The following is a 13,333-nucleotide window of genomic DNA, read 5'->3' as shown; positions in this document are numbered from 1 at the left end:
GTCAGGTCGTCCTCCGTCGGGGCGTGCCGTGGGGGTCGTCGGCGCGGGGCAGCAGCGCGGCCGCGCCGGCGATCGCCGCGGTGAGCGCGAGCGCCGCGCAGGCCAGCGCGGTGCCGATGCCCCACAGCGTCCACGCGGCGCCGAAGCCCGCGGCGGCGACGAGCCTGCTGAGCGCCTGGCCGGTCTGCACCACGGCCATGCCGCTGGCCCGCTGGTCCGGCTCCACGAAGGGGGTCACGAGCGCCATGAGCACGCCGTCGGTGGCGGCGTAGAACACGCCGAGGGCGAGCAGTACGCCCACGAGCAGCGGCCGTCCGCCGGTCGGCAGGAGCAGCAGGGCGTACGCGGCGAGGAGCGCGCCGTGGCCCGCGAGGAAGGGCCCGCGCCGCCCGAACCGGTCGGCGAGCCGCCCCACGGGCACGGCGAGCAGCAGATAGACGGCGGCGGTGCCGAGCGGGAGCAGCGGGAACCAGCTCTCCGCGAAGTCGAGCCGCCGCTGGAGCAGCAGATACAGGAAGGCGTCGCCGACCGTCGCGGCCCCCAGCAGCGCGGCGGCGCCGCAGACCCGCCGGAACGCCGCGTGGCGAAGGAGCGCGAGGGCGAGGCGGGGCGCCGAGGGCCCGCGCGCCCGCCGCCGGGCCGGTGGTGGTTCCTCCCGCCCCGGTACGAACGCGACGAGCAGCAGCACCCCGAGGAGCCCGCAGCAGAAGCTGACCATGAACACGGCGTCGTAGGCGTCCGCCGTGACCCACAGCAGCGCGAACGCCGCGAGCGGGCCGAGCAGGGCGCCCGTGGTGTCCATCGCCCGGTGCACGCCGAAGGCGCGGCCGAGCTGGTCCGGTGGGCTGTGCAGGGAGATCAGCGCGTCGCGCGGGGCGGTGCGCACGCCCTTGCCGAGCCGGTCCGCCGCGATGGCGGCACCGATCCCGGCGGTGGCCCCGCCCGCGAGCAGCAGGCCGAGCCGGGACAGGGCCGACAGGAGGTAGCCGGAGCCGGCGACGAGCTTGTGCCGCTCGCGCCGGTCGGCGACGTACCCGCCCACGAGGCGGACCACGGCGGTGACGCCGTTGTAGAGCCCGTCGAGGAAGCCGAACTGGAGCGGTGAGAGCCCCAGACCCAGGACGAAGTACAGGGGCAGCACGGCCGCGACCATCTCCGACGAGATGTCGGTGACGAGGCTGACGGCACCGAGCGCGAGCACGGGACCGGTGACGCGACCGCGGGCGCGGCGGCCGTCCGCGGCCGTGGCGACCGCGTCGGTGGTGGCCAGATACATGGGCGTGGCACCAGGTCCGGCGTCAGCGGCAGGAGTAGGCGGGGCTGGTGTCCTTCGTGGACCCGTCGGTCCCGATGAGCTTCCACGAGAACCCGTCGTCGGCGAAGTCGATCTTCACCACGCCGTAGGTGTTGGTGATCCGCTTCTGGCTGTGCGGCTGCACCTCCTCGATCTTGTACGGGTTGGCGCCGCCGGTCCCGGCGATGACCTCGACGATCCCGTTCGACGCGTCGGCGTCCCCGTCCGCGTTCTGCGGCGCGAACCGCTCGTAGTGGTGGTCGTGCCCGCCGAGCACCAGCTCGGTCTTCGCGCCCTGGAGGATCTTCCAGACGGGCTTGCTGACCGGGTTGTTGCCGTGCTCGCCGGAGGAGAACAGCGGGTGGTGGAAGTAGGCCGCCACGCACTTCTTGCCGTTGGCGGCCAGGTCGCGCTTGAGCCAGTCGATCTGCGCGCGGTCGTCGAAGCTGTTGGAGTCCAGGGCGACGAAGTGCCAGTTGCCCTGGTCGAAGCTGTAGTAGCTCTTGCCGTCGGGGTAGGCGACGGATCCGAAGTAGGACTTGTAGCCCTTGAGCGCGCCCGCCGGGTCGTACGTCTCGTGGTTGCCCGGCACCGGCTTCGTCTTGTTCTTGAAGGCGCCCCAGGTGGTCGCGTAGTACTTCTGGAAGTCCTTCAGGCGGGCGTCGTCGTACTGGTTGTCGCCCATGGTCATCACGAAGCTCGGGTCGAGCTGCTGCACCAGGGCGGCGGTCTTCGGGTGCGCGCACTTGCTGTCGCTCTTGGTGCACTGCTCGGCGATGTCGCCCACGGCGACGGCGGAGAACGCGGCGCGCCCGATGCCGTCGTTCTCGGCCGCCCCGGCGGGCGACCACAGGAGCAGCCCGCCGGTGGCGGCGAGGGCGGTGGTGGCGGCCGCGGGCACGAGCCAACGGGCTCGTCCGGTGCGGCGGTTGGCGTCCCGGTTGTTGTCGTTCCGGTTTTCGGCAGGGGGTGTCTGCGGCATGTCCGTCTCCTGGGGGGTGGGGGGGGGTGGGAGGGGCCGTGCCAGGAATGGTGGCGACGTGGACATGTGCGCGTCAATATCCGGACAGGGAATTGTTAGGAAACTTTCCTACTGAAGGCGACGGCCTGGCGATGACCAACTCCCGCGCTCTGGGCTACCGTTGACGCCCGAGCCAAGGGGCACGCCTCCGGACCGTCACGAAGGAGACCCGATGGACGCAGAGCTGGCCGCCCTCGCCGGGGCCGGGGCCACCGCGCTCGTGCAGGCGATGGTGGGGGACGGGTGGGCCGCGGCGCGGGCGCGGGTCGTGGCCTTCCTCGGGCGGCGGCGCGGGGCGGACGAGGACCAGGCGGGCGGCGCGCTCGACGAGACCCGCGACGACCTGCTGGCCGCGCGGGCCGCGGGCGACGCCGAGGCCGAGGCCGACGCGCGGGCCGAGTGGCGCAACCGGATGCGCCGGGCCCTGCGCGCGGACCCACAGGCGGCGGCGGAGCTGCGCCTGCTCCTCGACGAGTTGGGCCGCGGCGGCGACGACCGCGGCGGCGTCGTGCACAACACCATCAGCGGCGGCGTGCAGCGCGGGAACGTCATCCAGGCCCACACCGTGGGGGACGTGCACCTCGGGTAGCGGCCGCGGACACGACGAAGGTGCCGGAGGAGACTCCCGGCACCCGGCCGCCCGCGCCCCCGGCACCGGGGACGTCGGTCTCGCTCAGAAGTCCACCCGCGCCCGGTCGTCGAGGCGGCCCACCGAGTCCTGCGCGAACTTCTTCTCGTAGTCGGAGCGGATCTCCTCGATCAGCTTGTCGTTCTTCTTCGCGTCGGCCGTCGGGTACAGCAGGATCAGCTCGTAGCTGCGCTCGCGCTCGATCTTGCCGTTGCTGTCCTTCCACTGGCCGCGGCCCTGCTGGACGGTCAGGCCGTCGGGGAAGCCGGGCGTCACCTCGGTGTCGATGAACTTCATGAACTGCTTGTCCGTCACGTCCGGGCCGCCGTCGGGGCGTTCGGTGCCGAAGAACAGACGGGTCTCGACGAAGGGCTTGCCGCGCTCCGCCGCCGTCGGGGCGGCCGCCTTCTGCGCCGGGTCGCCGTCCAGGGCCGCGTACGCCGTCGGCGTGCCGATCGCGAGGACCGCGGCCGCCGCGGCCACGGCCAGGCGGGGGCCGGTGAGCGTGAGGGTGAGCGCCATGTGAGGGTGCCTTTCGTGGCAGGGCGGGGCCGGACGTGACCGTCGGGCCCGATCTTCGACGGTCGACAAGAGTAGGGGGCCGAAGGCCCACGCGCGGCAGCGCCACGAGGTGTGGCCGTAAGTCGCCGTCTTCCGCGATGTCACATGAATCCCGTACGTTTCACCGGACTTGACCAGTGCGGTGGAAGGGGACAGCGGTGCGCGTGGTGGCGGTGCGCAAGGCGATACGCGGGATGGTGACGGGGAGCGTCGTCGTCGCGGCCTCGCTCGCGGGGACGGCGGCGGCCACGGAGCCCGCGGCCACCCGGAGCGACGCCTCGTACGGCGCCACCACCGGCGTCGGCGTCCACAACGCGTACGAGAAGACGAAGTACCCCTACTTCGCCGACGCGCTTGACTCCGGCGCGGCCATGCTCGAACTCGACGTGTGGACGAACGTCTTCGGCGGCGGCTGGCGCGTCTCGCACAGCAACCCGATCGGCAACGACAACAACTGCGAGAACGCCCAGCGCCCGCAGGAGCTGCGCACCAAGGCGCGCGACCAGCGCCTCGACGGCTGCCTCGCCGACCTGAAGGCCTGGCACGACGCCCACCCCGGACACCGGCCCGTGCTCCTCAAGGTCGAGCTGAAGGACGGCTTCCAGGCGCGCGCCGGACGCGGCCCCGCCGACCTCGACGCCCTCCTCACGGCCGAGCTCGGCAGCTCCCTGTACCGGCCCGGTGACCTCGCGAGCGGCGGGGCCACGCTCGACGAGGCCGTCCGCGCGAAGGGCTGGCCCTCCAGGGCCGCGCTCGCCGGGAAGTTCGTCGTCGAGCTGATCCCCGGCACCGTCGAGCAGAACAACCCCGTCGACACCCTGTGGACCGACCGCGAGTACGCGACGCACCTGCGCGACCTGGCCGCCGCGGGCAGGATCGGCGACGCCGCCGCCTTCCCCGCCGTGCTCGGCGCCGCGCCCGGCGACCCGCGCACGCGGTACGCGGACGCCTCGATCCGGCCGTGGTTCGTGCTCTTCGACGGCGACGCCTCGGTCTACGCGGGCGGCTCCGTCGACACCAAGTGGTACGCCGACCGCGGCTATCTGCTCGTCATGACCGACGCCCACAAGGTGGCGCCCGCCATCGACGGCACCCGGCCCACCGAGGCCCAGGCCCGCGACCGGGCCGCGCTGCTCGCGGGGCGGCACGCCAGCGTCGTATCGGCGGACTGGTACCCGCTGCCGCAGGTCCTGTCGACGGTGCTGCCGCGCGGCTAGGGCCCGTCCGGCGGCGCCGCGGCGCGTGTCACGGCTGGAACCGCACCCACACCGGGGCGTGGTCCGAGCCCGCCGCGCCCTTCCGGTCGCCGGGGTCCGCCCCCACCGAGGGCAGCTCCGGCGCGCCGGACGCGTCGGGCAGGCCCGTGCCCGCGGTGCCGCCGGCGGTCACGCGGCGCAGCAGGCGGTGGCTCAGGAGCACGTGGTCGATCAGCTCGCGGCGGCCGGAGGTGACGCGCGAGCAGCGGCGCTCGGGCGGGATCAGCGGCGCCACGTTCCACAGCCGCGCCGCGTCGCCCCGGTCCGGCGTCGCGTGACCCGGCGTGCCCAGTTCGGAGCCGGGCGGGCCGAGCAGGAGCTGGGTCGTCGCGGCGGCCACCTCGTCGTTGAGGTCGCCGAGCACCACGACGTCCCGGCTCCGGCCGTCGCCCGCGAGGAGGCGGTCGGCGAGCGCCCGCAGCGTCGTCGCCTCCGCCGTGCGGCGGAACAGCGCGTAGGCGCCGACGCGCGCCCGCTCGCCCTCGTCCCGGGGGGTGAACCGCCCGCCCGGGTACGAGAGGAGCTTCGACTTGAGGTGGCACACGGCTGCGTCCACGGCCATGGCCCGGCTCACGATCCGCACCGCGAACAGACCGCGCCCCGCCGCCGCGACCCGCGCCCCCGCGTCGTCCTTCTGCACCGGCAGCAGCCGCGCCGGGAACGCCTCCTCGTCGGCGAGGACCTCCGGCTCCAGGCGGCTGAGGAACCCCACCCGGATGCCCCGGTCGTCCGCGTGCCGCGACACGGCCGTGTGCCAGGTGCCGTCGAGCAGCCCGGCCAGGTCCTCAAGGGCCGCCGGGTCGCCGACCTCCTGCACCCCGAGCAGGCTCGGGTCGAGCGCGCGGACCGTCGCCGCCAGCGAGGACAGCTTCGCCTCGTACGCCGCCTTGTCCTTGGGACCGAACGGCGTGCCGGGGCGGTAGAGGTTCTCCAGGTTCCAGGTGCCGAGGAGCATGCCGGGCTCCCTCCGCGGTTCGGGCGGCGATCGGTTCACGCCGAGCGGTCGGTTACCGAGCGATCAGTTCACGCCAAGCGTTCGGTTCACGCCAGGGTGCTCCCGGAATTCCCGCGTCGGCAGAGCCCCCGCGCGGATGCGTGGGCGAACGTACCGTGAACGCATGACAGCGCCTGCCGCACCCGGCCCCGCCGACCTCGTCATCAGCGGTTGCACCGCCCTCGTCCACGACGCCGCCGGGCAGGTCGGCTTCGCCGAGGACGCCGCGATCGTCGTACGCGACGGAGCGATCGCCGAGGTGACCACCGCGGCCGCCGCCCGGGACCTGCCCGCCGCCGAACGCCTCGACGCCCGTGGCCAGGCCGCCCTGCCCGGCCTGATCAACTGCCATACGCACGCCCCGATGGTGGCCCTGCGCGGCATCGCCGAGGACGTGCCGGTGAAGGAGTGGTTCAACGACCACGTGTGGCCCATCGAGTCCAACCTCGAAGCGCGGGACGTGGAGCTGGGCGCGCGGCTCGCCTGCGCCGAGCTGATCCGCGGCGGCGTCACCACCTTCGCCGACCACTACTTCGCCATGGACACCGTCGCCGACGTCGTCGCCGAGACCGGCCTGCGCGCCCTGCTCGGGCAGGCGTACTTCTCCTCGCAGGGGCCCGCGGGCCGGGCGGCGTCCCTGGACTTCGCGCTGCGCAGGGCGGGCGACGCCGACGGCCGCGTCACCACCTGCCTCGCCCCGCACGCCCCGTACACCGTCGACGACGCCGACCTCGCCGCGACCGCGGAACTCGCGCGGGAGCACGGTCTCCCGGTGCATCTGCACGCCGCCGAGAGCCGCGCCCAGACCGAGCACAGCGTCGCCCGGCACGGCGTCACGCCCATCGGGGTCCTGCGCCGCGCGGGCCTGCTCGACGTCGACGTCCTCATCGCCCACGGCACCGGCATCCTGGAGTCCGACGCCGCCGCCCTGCGCGCCGCCACCGGCCGGGTCGCCGTCGCCAGCGCGCCGCGCGGCTATCTGAAGTTCGCCTGGGACACCACGCCCGTACGGCTGCTCGCGGACCTCGGCATCCCGGTGGGGCTCGCCACCGACGGCGCGGCCTCCAACAACTCCCTGGACGTGTGGGAGTCCATGGCGCTCACCGCGCTCGTCCAGAAGTCCGCCACCGGCGACCCCCGCTGGCTGACCTCCCGTCAGGCCCTGCACCACGCCACGCTGCAGAGCGCGCGGGCCGTCGGCCTCGGCGAGCGGATCGGCAGCCTCGCCCCGGGGCGCCGGGCCGACGTCGTCCTCGTCGACCTCACCGGGCCGCACACCCAGCCCGTGCACGACCTCGCCGCGACCCTGGTGCACAGCGCCCGCAGCGGCGACGTCCGTACGACGATCGTCGACGGGCGCGTCCTCATGCGCGACCGGGAGCTGCTGACCGTCGACGTGCCCGCGGTGATCCGGGAGTTGGCGGAGCGGCTGCCCGCGCTGGTCGCCCGCGGCCACGGCAGGCGCATCCAGGAGTACGACGCCTGACGGCCCGCCGCGCACCCGCAGGGTCGCACTCCTTAGGGTGAACCCTATGGCGACACCCGCGACACCCGAAGCGCTCGACGGCCTCATCGACGACCCGTACACCACGTACGCCCTGCTGCGCGAGAGCGCGCCCGTGCGCCGCGTCACCGGCACCGACGGCAACGCCGCCTGGCTCGTCACCCGCCACGCCGACGTCCGCGAGGCCCTCGCCGACCCGCGCCTGTCCCTGGACAAGGCGCACGCCCTGCCCGGCAACTACCGGGGCTTCTCGCTGCCGCCCGCCCTGGACGCCAACCTCCTCAACATGGATCCGCCGGACCACACCCGCGTCCGGCGCCTGGTCGCCAAGGCGTTCACTCCCGGCCGGACGGAACGCCTGCGCGAGCCGGTGCGGCGGGCCGCCGACGAACTCCTCGACGCCCTGGAGGAAGCGGGCGGCGGCGACCTCGTGGCCGCGTACGCCGCCCCGCTGCCCATCGCCGTCATCTGCGACCTCCTCGGCGTTCCCGCCACCCGCAGGCCCGACTTCCGCACCTGGACCGACGCGCTCGTGGCTCCCGACCCGGCGCGGCCCCACCTCGCCAAGGAGGCGGTCGCCGGACTGCTCGGCTACTTCACGGCGCTCATCGCGGAGAAGCGCGCCCTGCCCGGCGACGACCTGCTGTCCGACCTGATCGCGGTGCGGGACGACGACGGCGACGGCGGCGGACGCCTCAGCGAGGACGAGCTGATGTCGCTCGCCTTCCTGATCCTGTTCGCCGGGTACGAGAACGTGGTGCAGCTCATCGGCACCGCCGTCCTCGGCCTGCTGAGCCACCCCGAGCAGCTCGCCGCGGTGCGAGCCGACCCGGACCTGCTGCCCGGCGCCGTCGAGGAGTTCCTGCGCCACGAGGGCCCGGTACTGCTCGCCATCCGCCGCTTCCCTCTGGAGGACGTCACCATCGGCGGCGTCCGCGTGCCCAAGGGTGAGACCGTGCTGCTGTCGCCGGGCTCCGCGGGCCGCGACCCCGAGCGGTTCGCCGACCCCGACCGGCTCGACGTCACGCGCGACGCGAGCGGCCACCTCGCGCTCGGCCACGGCATCCACTACTGCCTGGGCGCGCCGCTCGCCCGCATGGAGACGGCCACGGCGCTCGCCGCGCTCATCGAGCGCTTCCCGGACCTGGCGCTCGCCGTGCCGGTTCAGGAGCTGCGCCGGCGCCCCTCGATGCGGGCCCGCGGCCTGCTCGAACTCCCCGTCGTGTGCTGACGGGCGAGAAAGTTCCAGAAATTCCCTCCGTGACCGATGAGTTCCGCCGGGGCCCCCGGTCCACCTTCCTGAGAACGCCCGAGAACCGTGGATCGCGACCGGAGGAATGCGCCATGGGACTTCCGCACATCGTCACGCGCGCGGAGTGGCAGGCCGCGCGCGAGGAGCTGCTCGCCAGGGAGAAGGCCGCGACGCGCGCCCGCGACGCGCTGAACGCCGAGCGGCGCGAGCTCCCGATGGTGGAGATCGACAAGGAGTACGTGTTCGACGGCGCCGACGGCAAGGCGACGCTGCTCGACCTGTTCGCCGGACGCGCCCAGCTCATCGTCCACCACTTCATGTTCGCCCCCGAGTGGGACGCGGGCTGCCGCGGCTGCTCGGCCTTCCTCGACCAGATCGGGCACCTCGCCCATCTGCACGCCCGGGGCACGACGTTCGTCGCGGCCTCCCGCGCCCCCTTCACCCGCATCCTGCCGTTCAAGGCCCGCATGGGCTGGGTGGTGCCCTGGTACTCCACGTGCGGTGCGGAGTTCAACCGCGACCTCACCGCGTCGTACCCGGATTCCGCCGGACGCCTCCTGGACCGCCCGGGCCTCAGCTGCTTCCTGCGGGACGGCGACCGCGTCTTCCACACGTACGCGACGTTCGACCGCGGCCTCGACGGCCTCGGCTCCACGACGAGCCTGCTGGACCTCACCGCGCTCGGCCGCCAGGAGGAGTGGGAGGAGCCCAAGGGACGCGCGTCGGAGCTCGGCGCGCCCGCGGGGAGCGTCCGGGTGCGGTACCACGACGAGTACGACGAATACGCGTACTGAGCCTGGACAGCGGGGGCCGGAGTGCCCCAACTCGGTGTCGGATCGGTCACGTTGCGAGTCCTCGGGGGCGCTCCGTGCGTTGTTATCGGTGCGGAGCCATCGCTCCGCACCGAGCACACGGGGGAACTGAGGACATGAGGAACGAACGAGTGGTGCTGGAGCGCTTTCCCGCGGGCGGACCGCGTGGATCGTGGCCCGCGGAGGAGTTCGCGCACGCGCGGCGCAGCGAGGGTCAGCGCGCGGAGGTCGTGATGGACCTGGCGACCGACGCCTTCCTGGTGATCGTGCGGGAACGGCTGGAGCGCGGCGCCGACGCGTGCCGCGCCCGGGGCGAGCACGCCGCCGCCTGAGTGGTCTCCGGGCCGGGGCCAGCTGCTCCCGGCCCGGCGCCGAAGGGGGCCGGGCCCCCGCGTCCGGGCGCTAGGCCGGGACCGGTCCGGCCCACCGGGGGACGGCCCCGGACATCCGGCACAGGGCCAGATACAGCGGAATGGGCGGCGTATAGGGGACCGCCGCCTCCGGGCGGTGGACGAGGACCGGCTCCCGCACCGTGTCCGGCACCAGCGCGCCCGGCGAGTAGAACGCCGACGGCGGCCACTCCAGGGCCACGTCGGAGTCGGCGGGCACGATCCACCACCAGCGCGGTCCGTCCTCGTACACGCATCCTGCCCGGGGCAGCCGGTCGAGGAGCCGCGGACCGAACTCCGCGGGCATCGCCACCGCGTCGCAGCCGAGGGGCTGCCCCATTCCGGCGGGGACGGCGAGCCGTGCCACTGGCTGCACACTCACGGCTCGCCGTCCGACCGCCCGCTCCCGCTCGCGCGAGAGCCGTACCAAGGTGTCAAGGCCGAACAGTCGTGACGTCCCCGCGCTCACATATCCCCCGACCGCATCGCTGTCGCACTCGCATCCCCGTCACGACGGCCTAAAGGCCGCCGGTGGCGCTCTGGTCCATCCGGTGGCGGGCGTCGCCGGTCAGGCCCCTGCCGTGGCCTTCCGTGACGACTCCGCCGTGGTCGTCGAAGTTGTCCAAATCCAGTCCCATGCCGCCGAACGCGGCGGCGTCGAAAGCCGGTCCCGCCCGGTCGCGGCCGTCGACCTCGTCCCCGAGGCCGCCGAACGCGCTCCCGCCGGGCGGGCACCCGGTCGTCGGTAGCTCCGCCCACACCGAAAGGCCGGAACCGGAGTCCTGGACACCCCATGCGTTGCTCACGGCGCTCACGAGAAGCAACCCCCTCCCGTGCTCCTCGTCAGGCCCGCGCAGGCCGGTCGGGCGTGGAACCCCCGAACCACAGCCCTCGTCGCGGATGGCGATCCGCACGGTGTCGGCTTCCGTGCGGATCTCGCAGACGACGGTCCGGCTTGCGGTGTGCACGATGGCGTTGGTGACCAGCTCCGATACGACGAGCGCCGCGGTGTCGCAGGCGTCGTCGCCGACCGCGAGGGAACTGAGCCGGTCACGCGTCAACCGCCTGGCGCGGCCGACGGAACTCGGCAGCGCGGCCAGGGTGAAGGTGACGCAGGGCTCGGCAGCCGCCGCCCGGGTCTCGGCGCACACGCCAAGTCGGGGATCGGTGGCTTCAGTTCCTAACGATGCGGGCGGAGTCACGCTCTCCACTATCGCCCCGGCGCGAACACCTTGGCAAGGGCCACTCTGAAAAGTGCACAGTGACATGTTCCTTTGAGACGCCGCATGGCACACTTCTCGCAACGCCTCACCGAGTGGCGTGAGTTGGTGCGATGCGTGACTACGCAGAGTGACGTGAAGTGGCAAGATCCGATGCAGAGAGTGACGCGTAGTGGGTGGAGGTAGGACGTGAGCGAACCGCGGTCGGCGCCGACCGTCGGACAGGTCGTTCTCGGTCGTCGCCTGCAGGACCTGCGTGAGCGTGCGGGGCTCAAGCGTGACGAGGCCGCACGGATCCTGCGCGTGGCCCCGGCCACGGTGCGCCGCATGGAGACCGCCGAGGTCGCGCTGAAGATCCCGTATCTGCAGTCGCTCCTCAAGGCGTACGGCGTCGCGGACGAAGAGGCCGATTCGTTCATCGCCCTCGCCGAGGAGGCCAACAAGCCAGGCTGGTGGCAGCGCTTCCACGACATCCTGCCGGGCTGGTTCAGCATGTACGTCAGCCTGGAGGGCGCCGCGAGCCTCATCAGGTCGTACGAACCGCACTTCATGCCCGGTCTGCTGCAGACCGAGGACTACGCGCGCGGCGTCCTGCTCTCCGGAGCCATCGGCCAGACCCGGCCCGAGGACACCGAGCGCTATGTTGCCCTGCGCATGGAGCGGCAGACGCTGCTGACCCGGGAGGACGCGCCGCGGCTGTGGGTCGTGATGGACGAGACGGCCCTGCGCCGTCCCGTCGGCGGGCCCGAAGTCATGCGTGCGCAGATCGACCGGTTGCTTGAGGCCACCGAAATGCCTCGGGTGACGCTGCAGGTCGCGCCGTTCGCGGCGGGCCCGCACCCGGGCACGTTCGGACCGTTCGTGCTCTTCCGCTTCGCCATGGCGGAGCTGCCGGACATGGTCTACAGCGAGTACCTCACCGGCGCCGTCTATCTGGACGCGCGCGCCGAGGTGGCGACGCATCTGGAGGTCATGGACCGCATGGCGGCCCAGGCCGCGACCGCACAACGCACGAAGGAGATCCTCCGGGATGTCCGCAAGGAGCTGTGAATGGACCGAGATCGACACCGAGCGGGCACGGGCCCCTCGTCACGGCCCGACACCCGCGCCGATTCCCGGCCCCCCGGGTCCTCCCGGATCTACAACGGCATGCCCGCCCGCGAGCTCGGCAGCGAGGGCTGGCACAAGCCGTGGAGCGGCGGCAACGGCGGCAACTGCCTGGAAGCGATGAAGCTGGACGACGGGCGCGTCGCCGTGCGCCAGTCCTCCGACCCGGACGGCCCCGCGCTCATCTACACGGACGGCGAGATCAGGGCGTTCATACAGGGAGCGAAGGCCGGGGAGGCCGACTTCCTGCTGTCGTGACGCGCGTAGCGACCACGGTCGCCGCGCGTGCGGAACTTGGCGCGATTCGTACGTTGCCGAACTGGCGAGGGAGCCGCAGTTGACCGGGACCGGAGCGGGCAGCCGGGGGGCCGCGGGGAAGTCCGCGCCGCCGCAGGGGGAGTCCGGGTCGCCGTACGAGGGGGCCGCGTCGCCGCAGAAGCGGTCCGCGTCGCCGTACATAGACACCAGCAAGCCGCATCCGGCGCGGATGTACGACTGGTGGCTCGGCGGCAAGGACAACTACCCGGTCGACGAGGAGATGAGCCGCCGGCTCGTCGCCATGGACCCGCGGATCCCGGGCATCGCGCGGGCCAACCGGGCGTTCATGCAGCGCGCCACGCGGTGGCTCGCGGCGTCCGGGGTCCGCCAGTTCCTCGACATCGGCTCCGGCATCCCGACCGAGCCCAATCTGCACCAGATCGCCCAGGGCGCCCTGCCCGACGCGCGCGTGGTGTACTGCGACAACGACCCGATCGTGCTCGCCCACGCGGAGGCGCTCCTGCGCTCGACGCCCCAGGGCGCCACCGAGTACATCCAGGCGGACGTACGGGAACCCGCCGCGATCCTGGAACAGGCGCGCAAGACCCTCGACTTCGGCCGGCCCGTCGCCCTCTCCCTGATCGCCCTGCTGCACTTCGTCCCCGACGAGAGCGGCCCGTACGACCTGGTGGACCGGCTGATGTCCGCGCTGCCGCCCGGCAGCTGGCTGATGCTGTCCCACGGCACCGGCGAGTTCACCCCCGACCGGGCCCGCGCCGCGGGCGACCTCTACGCGTCCCGCGCCCTCAACCTCGCCCTGCGCGACCGCACGGACGTCCTGCGCTTCTTCACCGGCCTCGACCTCGCGCCCCCGGGCGTGACGACGGTCGACACCTGGCATCCGGAACTGGGCGAGCGCGTTCCCGTGGCGGGGGAGGGGCCGGTGCCCATCTTCGGCGGGGTGGCGCGCAAGGGGTGAGGGGGCGCTGCGGTTCGGCCGGGGCGGGCGCGGCGTTCCGTGTGGCGGGGCCGTCCGT

The 13,333-nt window shown here is 73.4% G+C and carries 15 protein-coding genes; 9 read left to right on the top strand and 6 right to left on the bottom strand.

The features are described 5' to 3' along the window. Position 1: 1 nt before the first annotated feature. Both C9F11_RS11195 and C9F11_RS11190 read right to left on the bottom strand, forming a co-directional pair. Positions 2 to 1,276 carry an MFS transporter gene (locus C9F11_RS11195; protein WP_138959127.1) on the bottom strand — a complete coding sequence of 425 codons (1,275 nt, stop codon included), beginning with the start codon at positions 1,274 to 1,276 and terminating at the stop codon, positions 2 to 4. 22 nt (positions 1,277 to 1,298) lie between these two features. Next, complete coding sequence (locus C9F11_RS11190; RefSeq protein WP_138959126.1) at positions 1,299 to 2,276, bottom strand: metallophosphoesterase; 978 nt, start codon at positions 2,274 to 2,276, stop codon at positions 1,299 to 1,301. 211 nt (positions 2,277 to 2,487) lie between these two features. On the opposite strand from C9F11_RS11190, the gene C9F11_RS11185 reads away from it, so the two are divergent. After that, a complete protein-coding gene (locus tag C9F11_RS11185) occupies positions 2,488 to 2,904 on the top strand; it encodes a hypothetical protein (RefSeq protein ID WP_138959125.1) in 417 nt (138 codons plus the stop codon). Positions 2,905 to 2,988: 84 nt separating this feature from the next. On the opposite strand, the gene C9F11_RS11180 is transcribed toward C9F11_RS11185, so the two are convergent. Continuing rightward, a complete protein-coding gene (locus C9F11_RS11180; RefSeq protein WP_138959124.1) occupies positions 2,989 to 3,465 on the bottom strand; it encodes a DUF3574 domain-containing protein in 477 nt (158 codons plus the stop codon). A 197-nt stretch (positions 3,466 to 3,662) separates the two neighbouring features. Between C9F11_RS11180 and C9F11_RS11175 the strand changes: the two genes are divergently transcribed. After that, the gene (locus C9F11_RS11175; protein ID WP_249401685.1) at positions 3,663 to 4,721 is read left to right on the top strand and encodes a phosphatidylinositol-specific phospholipase C domain-containing protein; all 1,059 of its coding nucleotides are present in this window, start codon (positions 3,663 to 3,665) and stop codon (positions 4,719 to 4,721) included. A gap of 28 nt (positions 4,722 to 4,749) precedes the next feature. Here C9F11_RS11175 and C9F11_RS11170 read toward each other — a convergent pair whose 3' ends face one another. Beyond that, the gene (locus C9F11_RS11170; protein ID WP_138959123.1) at positions 4,750 to 5,715 is read right to left on the bottom strand and encodes an endonuclease/exonuclease/phosphatase family protein; all 966 of its coding nucleotides are present in this window, start codon (positions 5,713 to 5,715) and stop codon (positions 4,750 to 4,752) included. 163 nt (positions 5,716 to 5,878) lie between these two features. On the opposite strand from C9F11_RS11170, the gene C9F11_RS11165 reads away from it, so the two are divergent. From C9F11_RS11165 to C9F11_RS11150, 4 genes are all read left to right on the top strand, one after another. Next, on the top strand, positions 5,879 to 7,240 hold the full coding sequence (locus C9F11_RS11165; RefSeq protein WP_171075700.1) for an amidohydrolase: 1,362 nt from the start codon (positions 5,879 to 5,881) through the stop codon (positions 7,238 to 7,240). A 46-nt stretch (positions 7,241 to 7,286) separates the two neighbouring features. Next, entirely contained in the window at positions 7,287 to 8,489 is a 1,203-nt protein-coding gene (locus C9F11_RS11160) for a cytochrome P450 (protein WP_138959121.1), read from the top strand. 113 nt (positions 8,490 to 8,602) lie between these two features. Beyond that, a complete protein-coding gene (locus tag C9F11_RS11155; RefSeq protein WP_138959120.1) occupies positions 8,603 to 9,304 on the top strand; it encodes a DUF899 domain-containing protein in 702 nt (233 codons plus the stop codon). A 134-nt stretch (positions 9,305 to 9,438) separates the two neighbouring features. Continuing rightward, entirely contained in the window at positions 9,439 to 9,654 is a 216-nt protein-coding gene (locus C9F11_RS11150) for a hypothetical protein (RefSeq protein WP_138959119.1), read from the top strand. Positions 9,655 to 9,724: 70 nt separating this feature from the next. Here C9F11_RS11150 and C9F11_RS11145 read toward each other — a convergent pair whose 3' ends face one another. Continuing rightward, positions 9,725 to 10,093: a hypothetical protein gene (locus tag C9F11_RS11145; RefSeq protein WP_346347251.1), complete on the bottom strand. Its 369-nt coding sequence runs from the start codon at positions 10,091 to 10,093 to the stop codon at positions 9,725 to 9,727. Positions 10,094 to 10,229: 136 nt separating this feature from the next. Further along, positions 10,230 to 10,862: an ATP-binding protein gene (locus C9F11_RS11140; RefSeq protein WP_346347250.1), complete on the bottom strand. Its 633-nt coding sequence runs from the start codon at positions 10,860 to 10,862 to the stop codon at positions 10,230 to 10,232. 258 nt (positions 10,863 to 11,120) lie between these two features. Here C9F11_RS11140 and C9F11_RS11135 point away from each other — a divergent pair, with 258 nt between their 5' ends. The 3 genes from C9F11_RS11135 (at position 11,121) to C9F11_RS11125 (ending at position 13,275) form a co-directional block, all read left to right on the top strand. Next, a complete protein-coding gene (locus C9F11_RS11135; RefSeq protein ID WP_138959116.1) occupies positions 11,121 to 11,981 on the top strand; it encodes a helix-turn-helix transcriptional regulator in 861 nt (286 codons plus the stop codon). A gap of 99 nt (positions 11,982 to 12,080) precedes the next feature. Then, a complete protein-coding gene (locus C9F11_RS11130; RefSeq protein ID WP_051855567.1) occupies positions 12,081 to 12,296 on the top strand; it encodes a DUF397 domain-containing protein in 216 nt (71 codons plus the stop codon). 199 nt (positions 12,297 to 12,495) lie between these two features. Then, the gene (locus C9F11_RS11125) at positions 12,496 to 13,275 is read left to right on the top strand and encodes an SAM-dependent methyltransferase (protein WP_269078131.1); all 780 of its coding nucleotides are present in this window, start codon (positions 12,496 to 12,498) and stop codon (positions 13,273 to 13,275) included. Positions 13,276 to 13,333 lie beyond the last annotated feature (58 nt).

This window comes from Streptomyces sp. YIM 121038 (genome assembly GCF_006088715.1).
In the GTDB taxonomy this organism is placed as follows: Bacteria; Actinomycetota; Actinomycetes; order Streptomycetales; family Streptomycetaceae; genus Streptomyces.
This window is presented reverse-complemented; position numbering and strand designations above follow the sequence as displayed.

Excerpts from the sequence above, each read along its gene's own strand:
- C9F11_RS11150 (WP_138959119.1), top strand. The coding sequence starts at position 9,439 with ATGAGGAACGAACGAGTGGTGCTGGAGCGCTTTCCCGCGGGCGGACCG.
- C9F11_RS11190 (WP_138959126.1), bottom strand. The coding sequence starts at position 2,276 with ATGCCGCAGACACCCCCTGCCGAAAACCGGAACGACAACAACCGGGAC.
- C9F11_RS11170 (WP_138959123.1), bottom strand. The coding sequence starts at position 5,715 with ATGCTCCTCGGCACCTGGAACCTGGAGAACCTCTACCGCCCCGGCACG.
- C9F11_RS11155 (WP_138959120.1), top strand. The coding sequence starts at position 8,603 with ATGGGACTTCCGCACATCGTCACGCGCGCGGAGTGGCAGGCCGCGCGC.
- C9F11_RS11165 (WP_171075700.1), top strand. The coding sequence starts at position 5,879 with ATGACAGCGCCTGCCGCACCCGGCCCCGCCGACCTCGTCATCAGCGGT.
- C9F11_RS11195 (WP_138959127.1), bottom strand. The coding sequence starts at position 1,276 with ATGTATCTGGCCACCACCGACGCGGTCGCCACGGCCGCGGACGGCCGC.
- C9F11_RS11160 (WP_138959121.1), top strand. The coding sequence starts at position 7,287 with ATGGCGACACCCGCGACACCCGAAGCGCTCGACGGCCTCATCGACGAC.
- C9F11_RS11130 (WP_051855567.1), top strand. The coding sequence starts at position 12,081 with ATGCCCGCCCGCGAGCTCGGCAGCGAGGGCTGGCACAAGCCGTGGAGC.
- C9F11_RS11180 (WP_138959124.1), bottom strand. The coding sequence starts at position 3,465 with ATGGCGCTCACCCTCACGCTCACCGGCCCCCGCCTGGCCGTGGCCGCG.
- C9F11_RS11185 (WP_138959125.1), top strand. The coding sequence starts at position 2,488 with ATGGACGCAGAGCTGGCCGCCCTCGCCGGGGCCGGGGCCACCGCGCTC.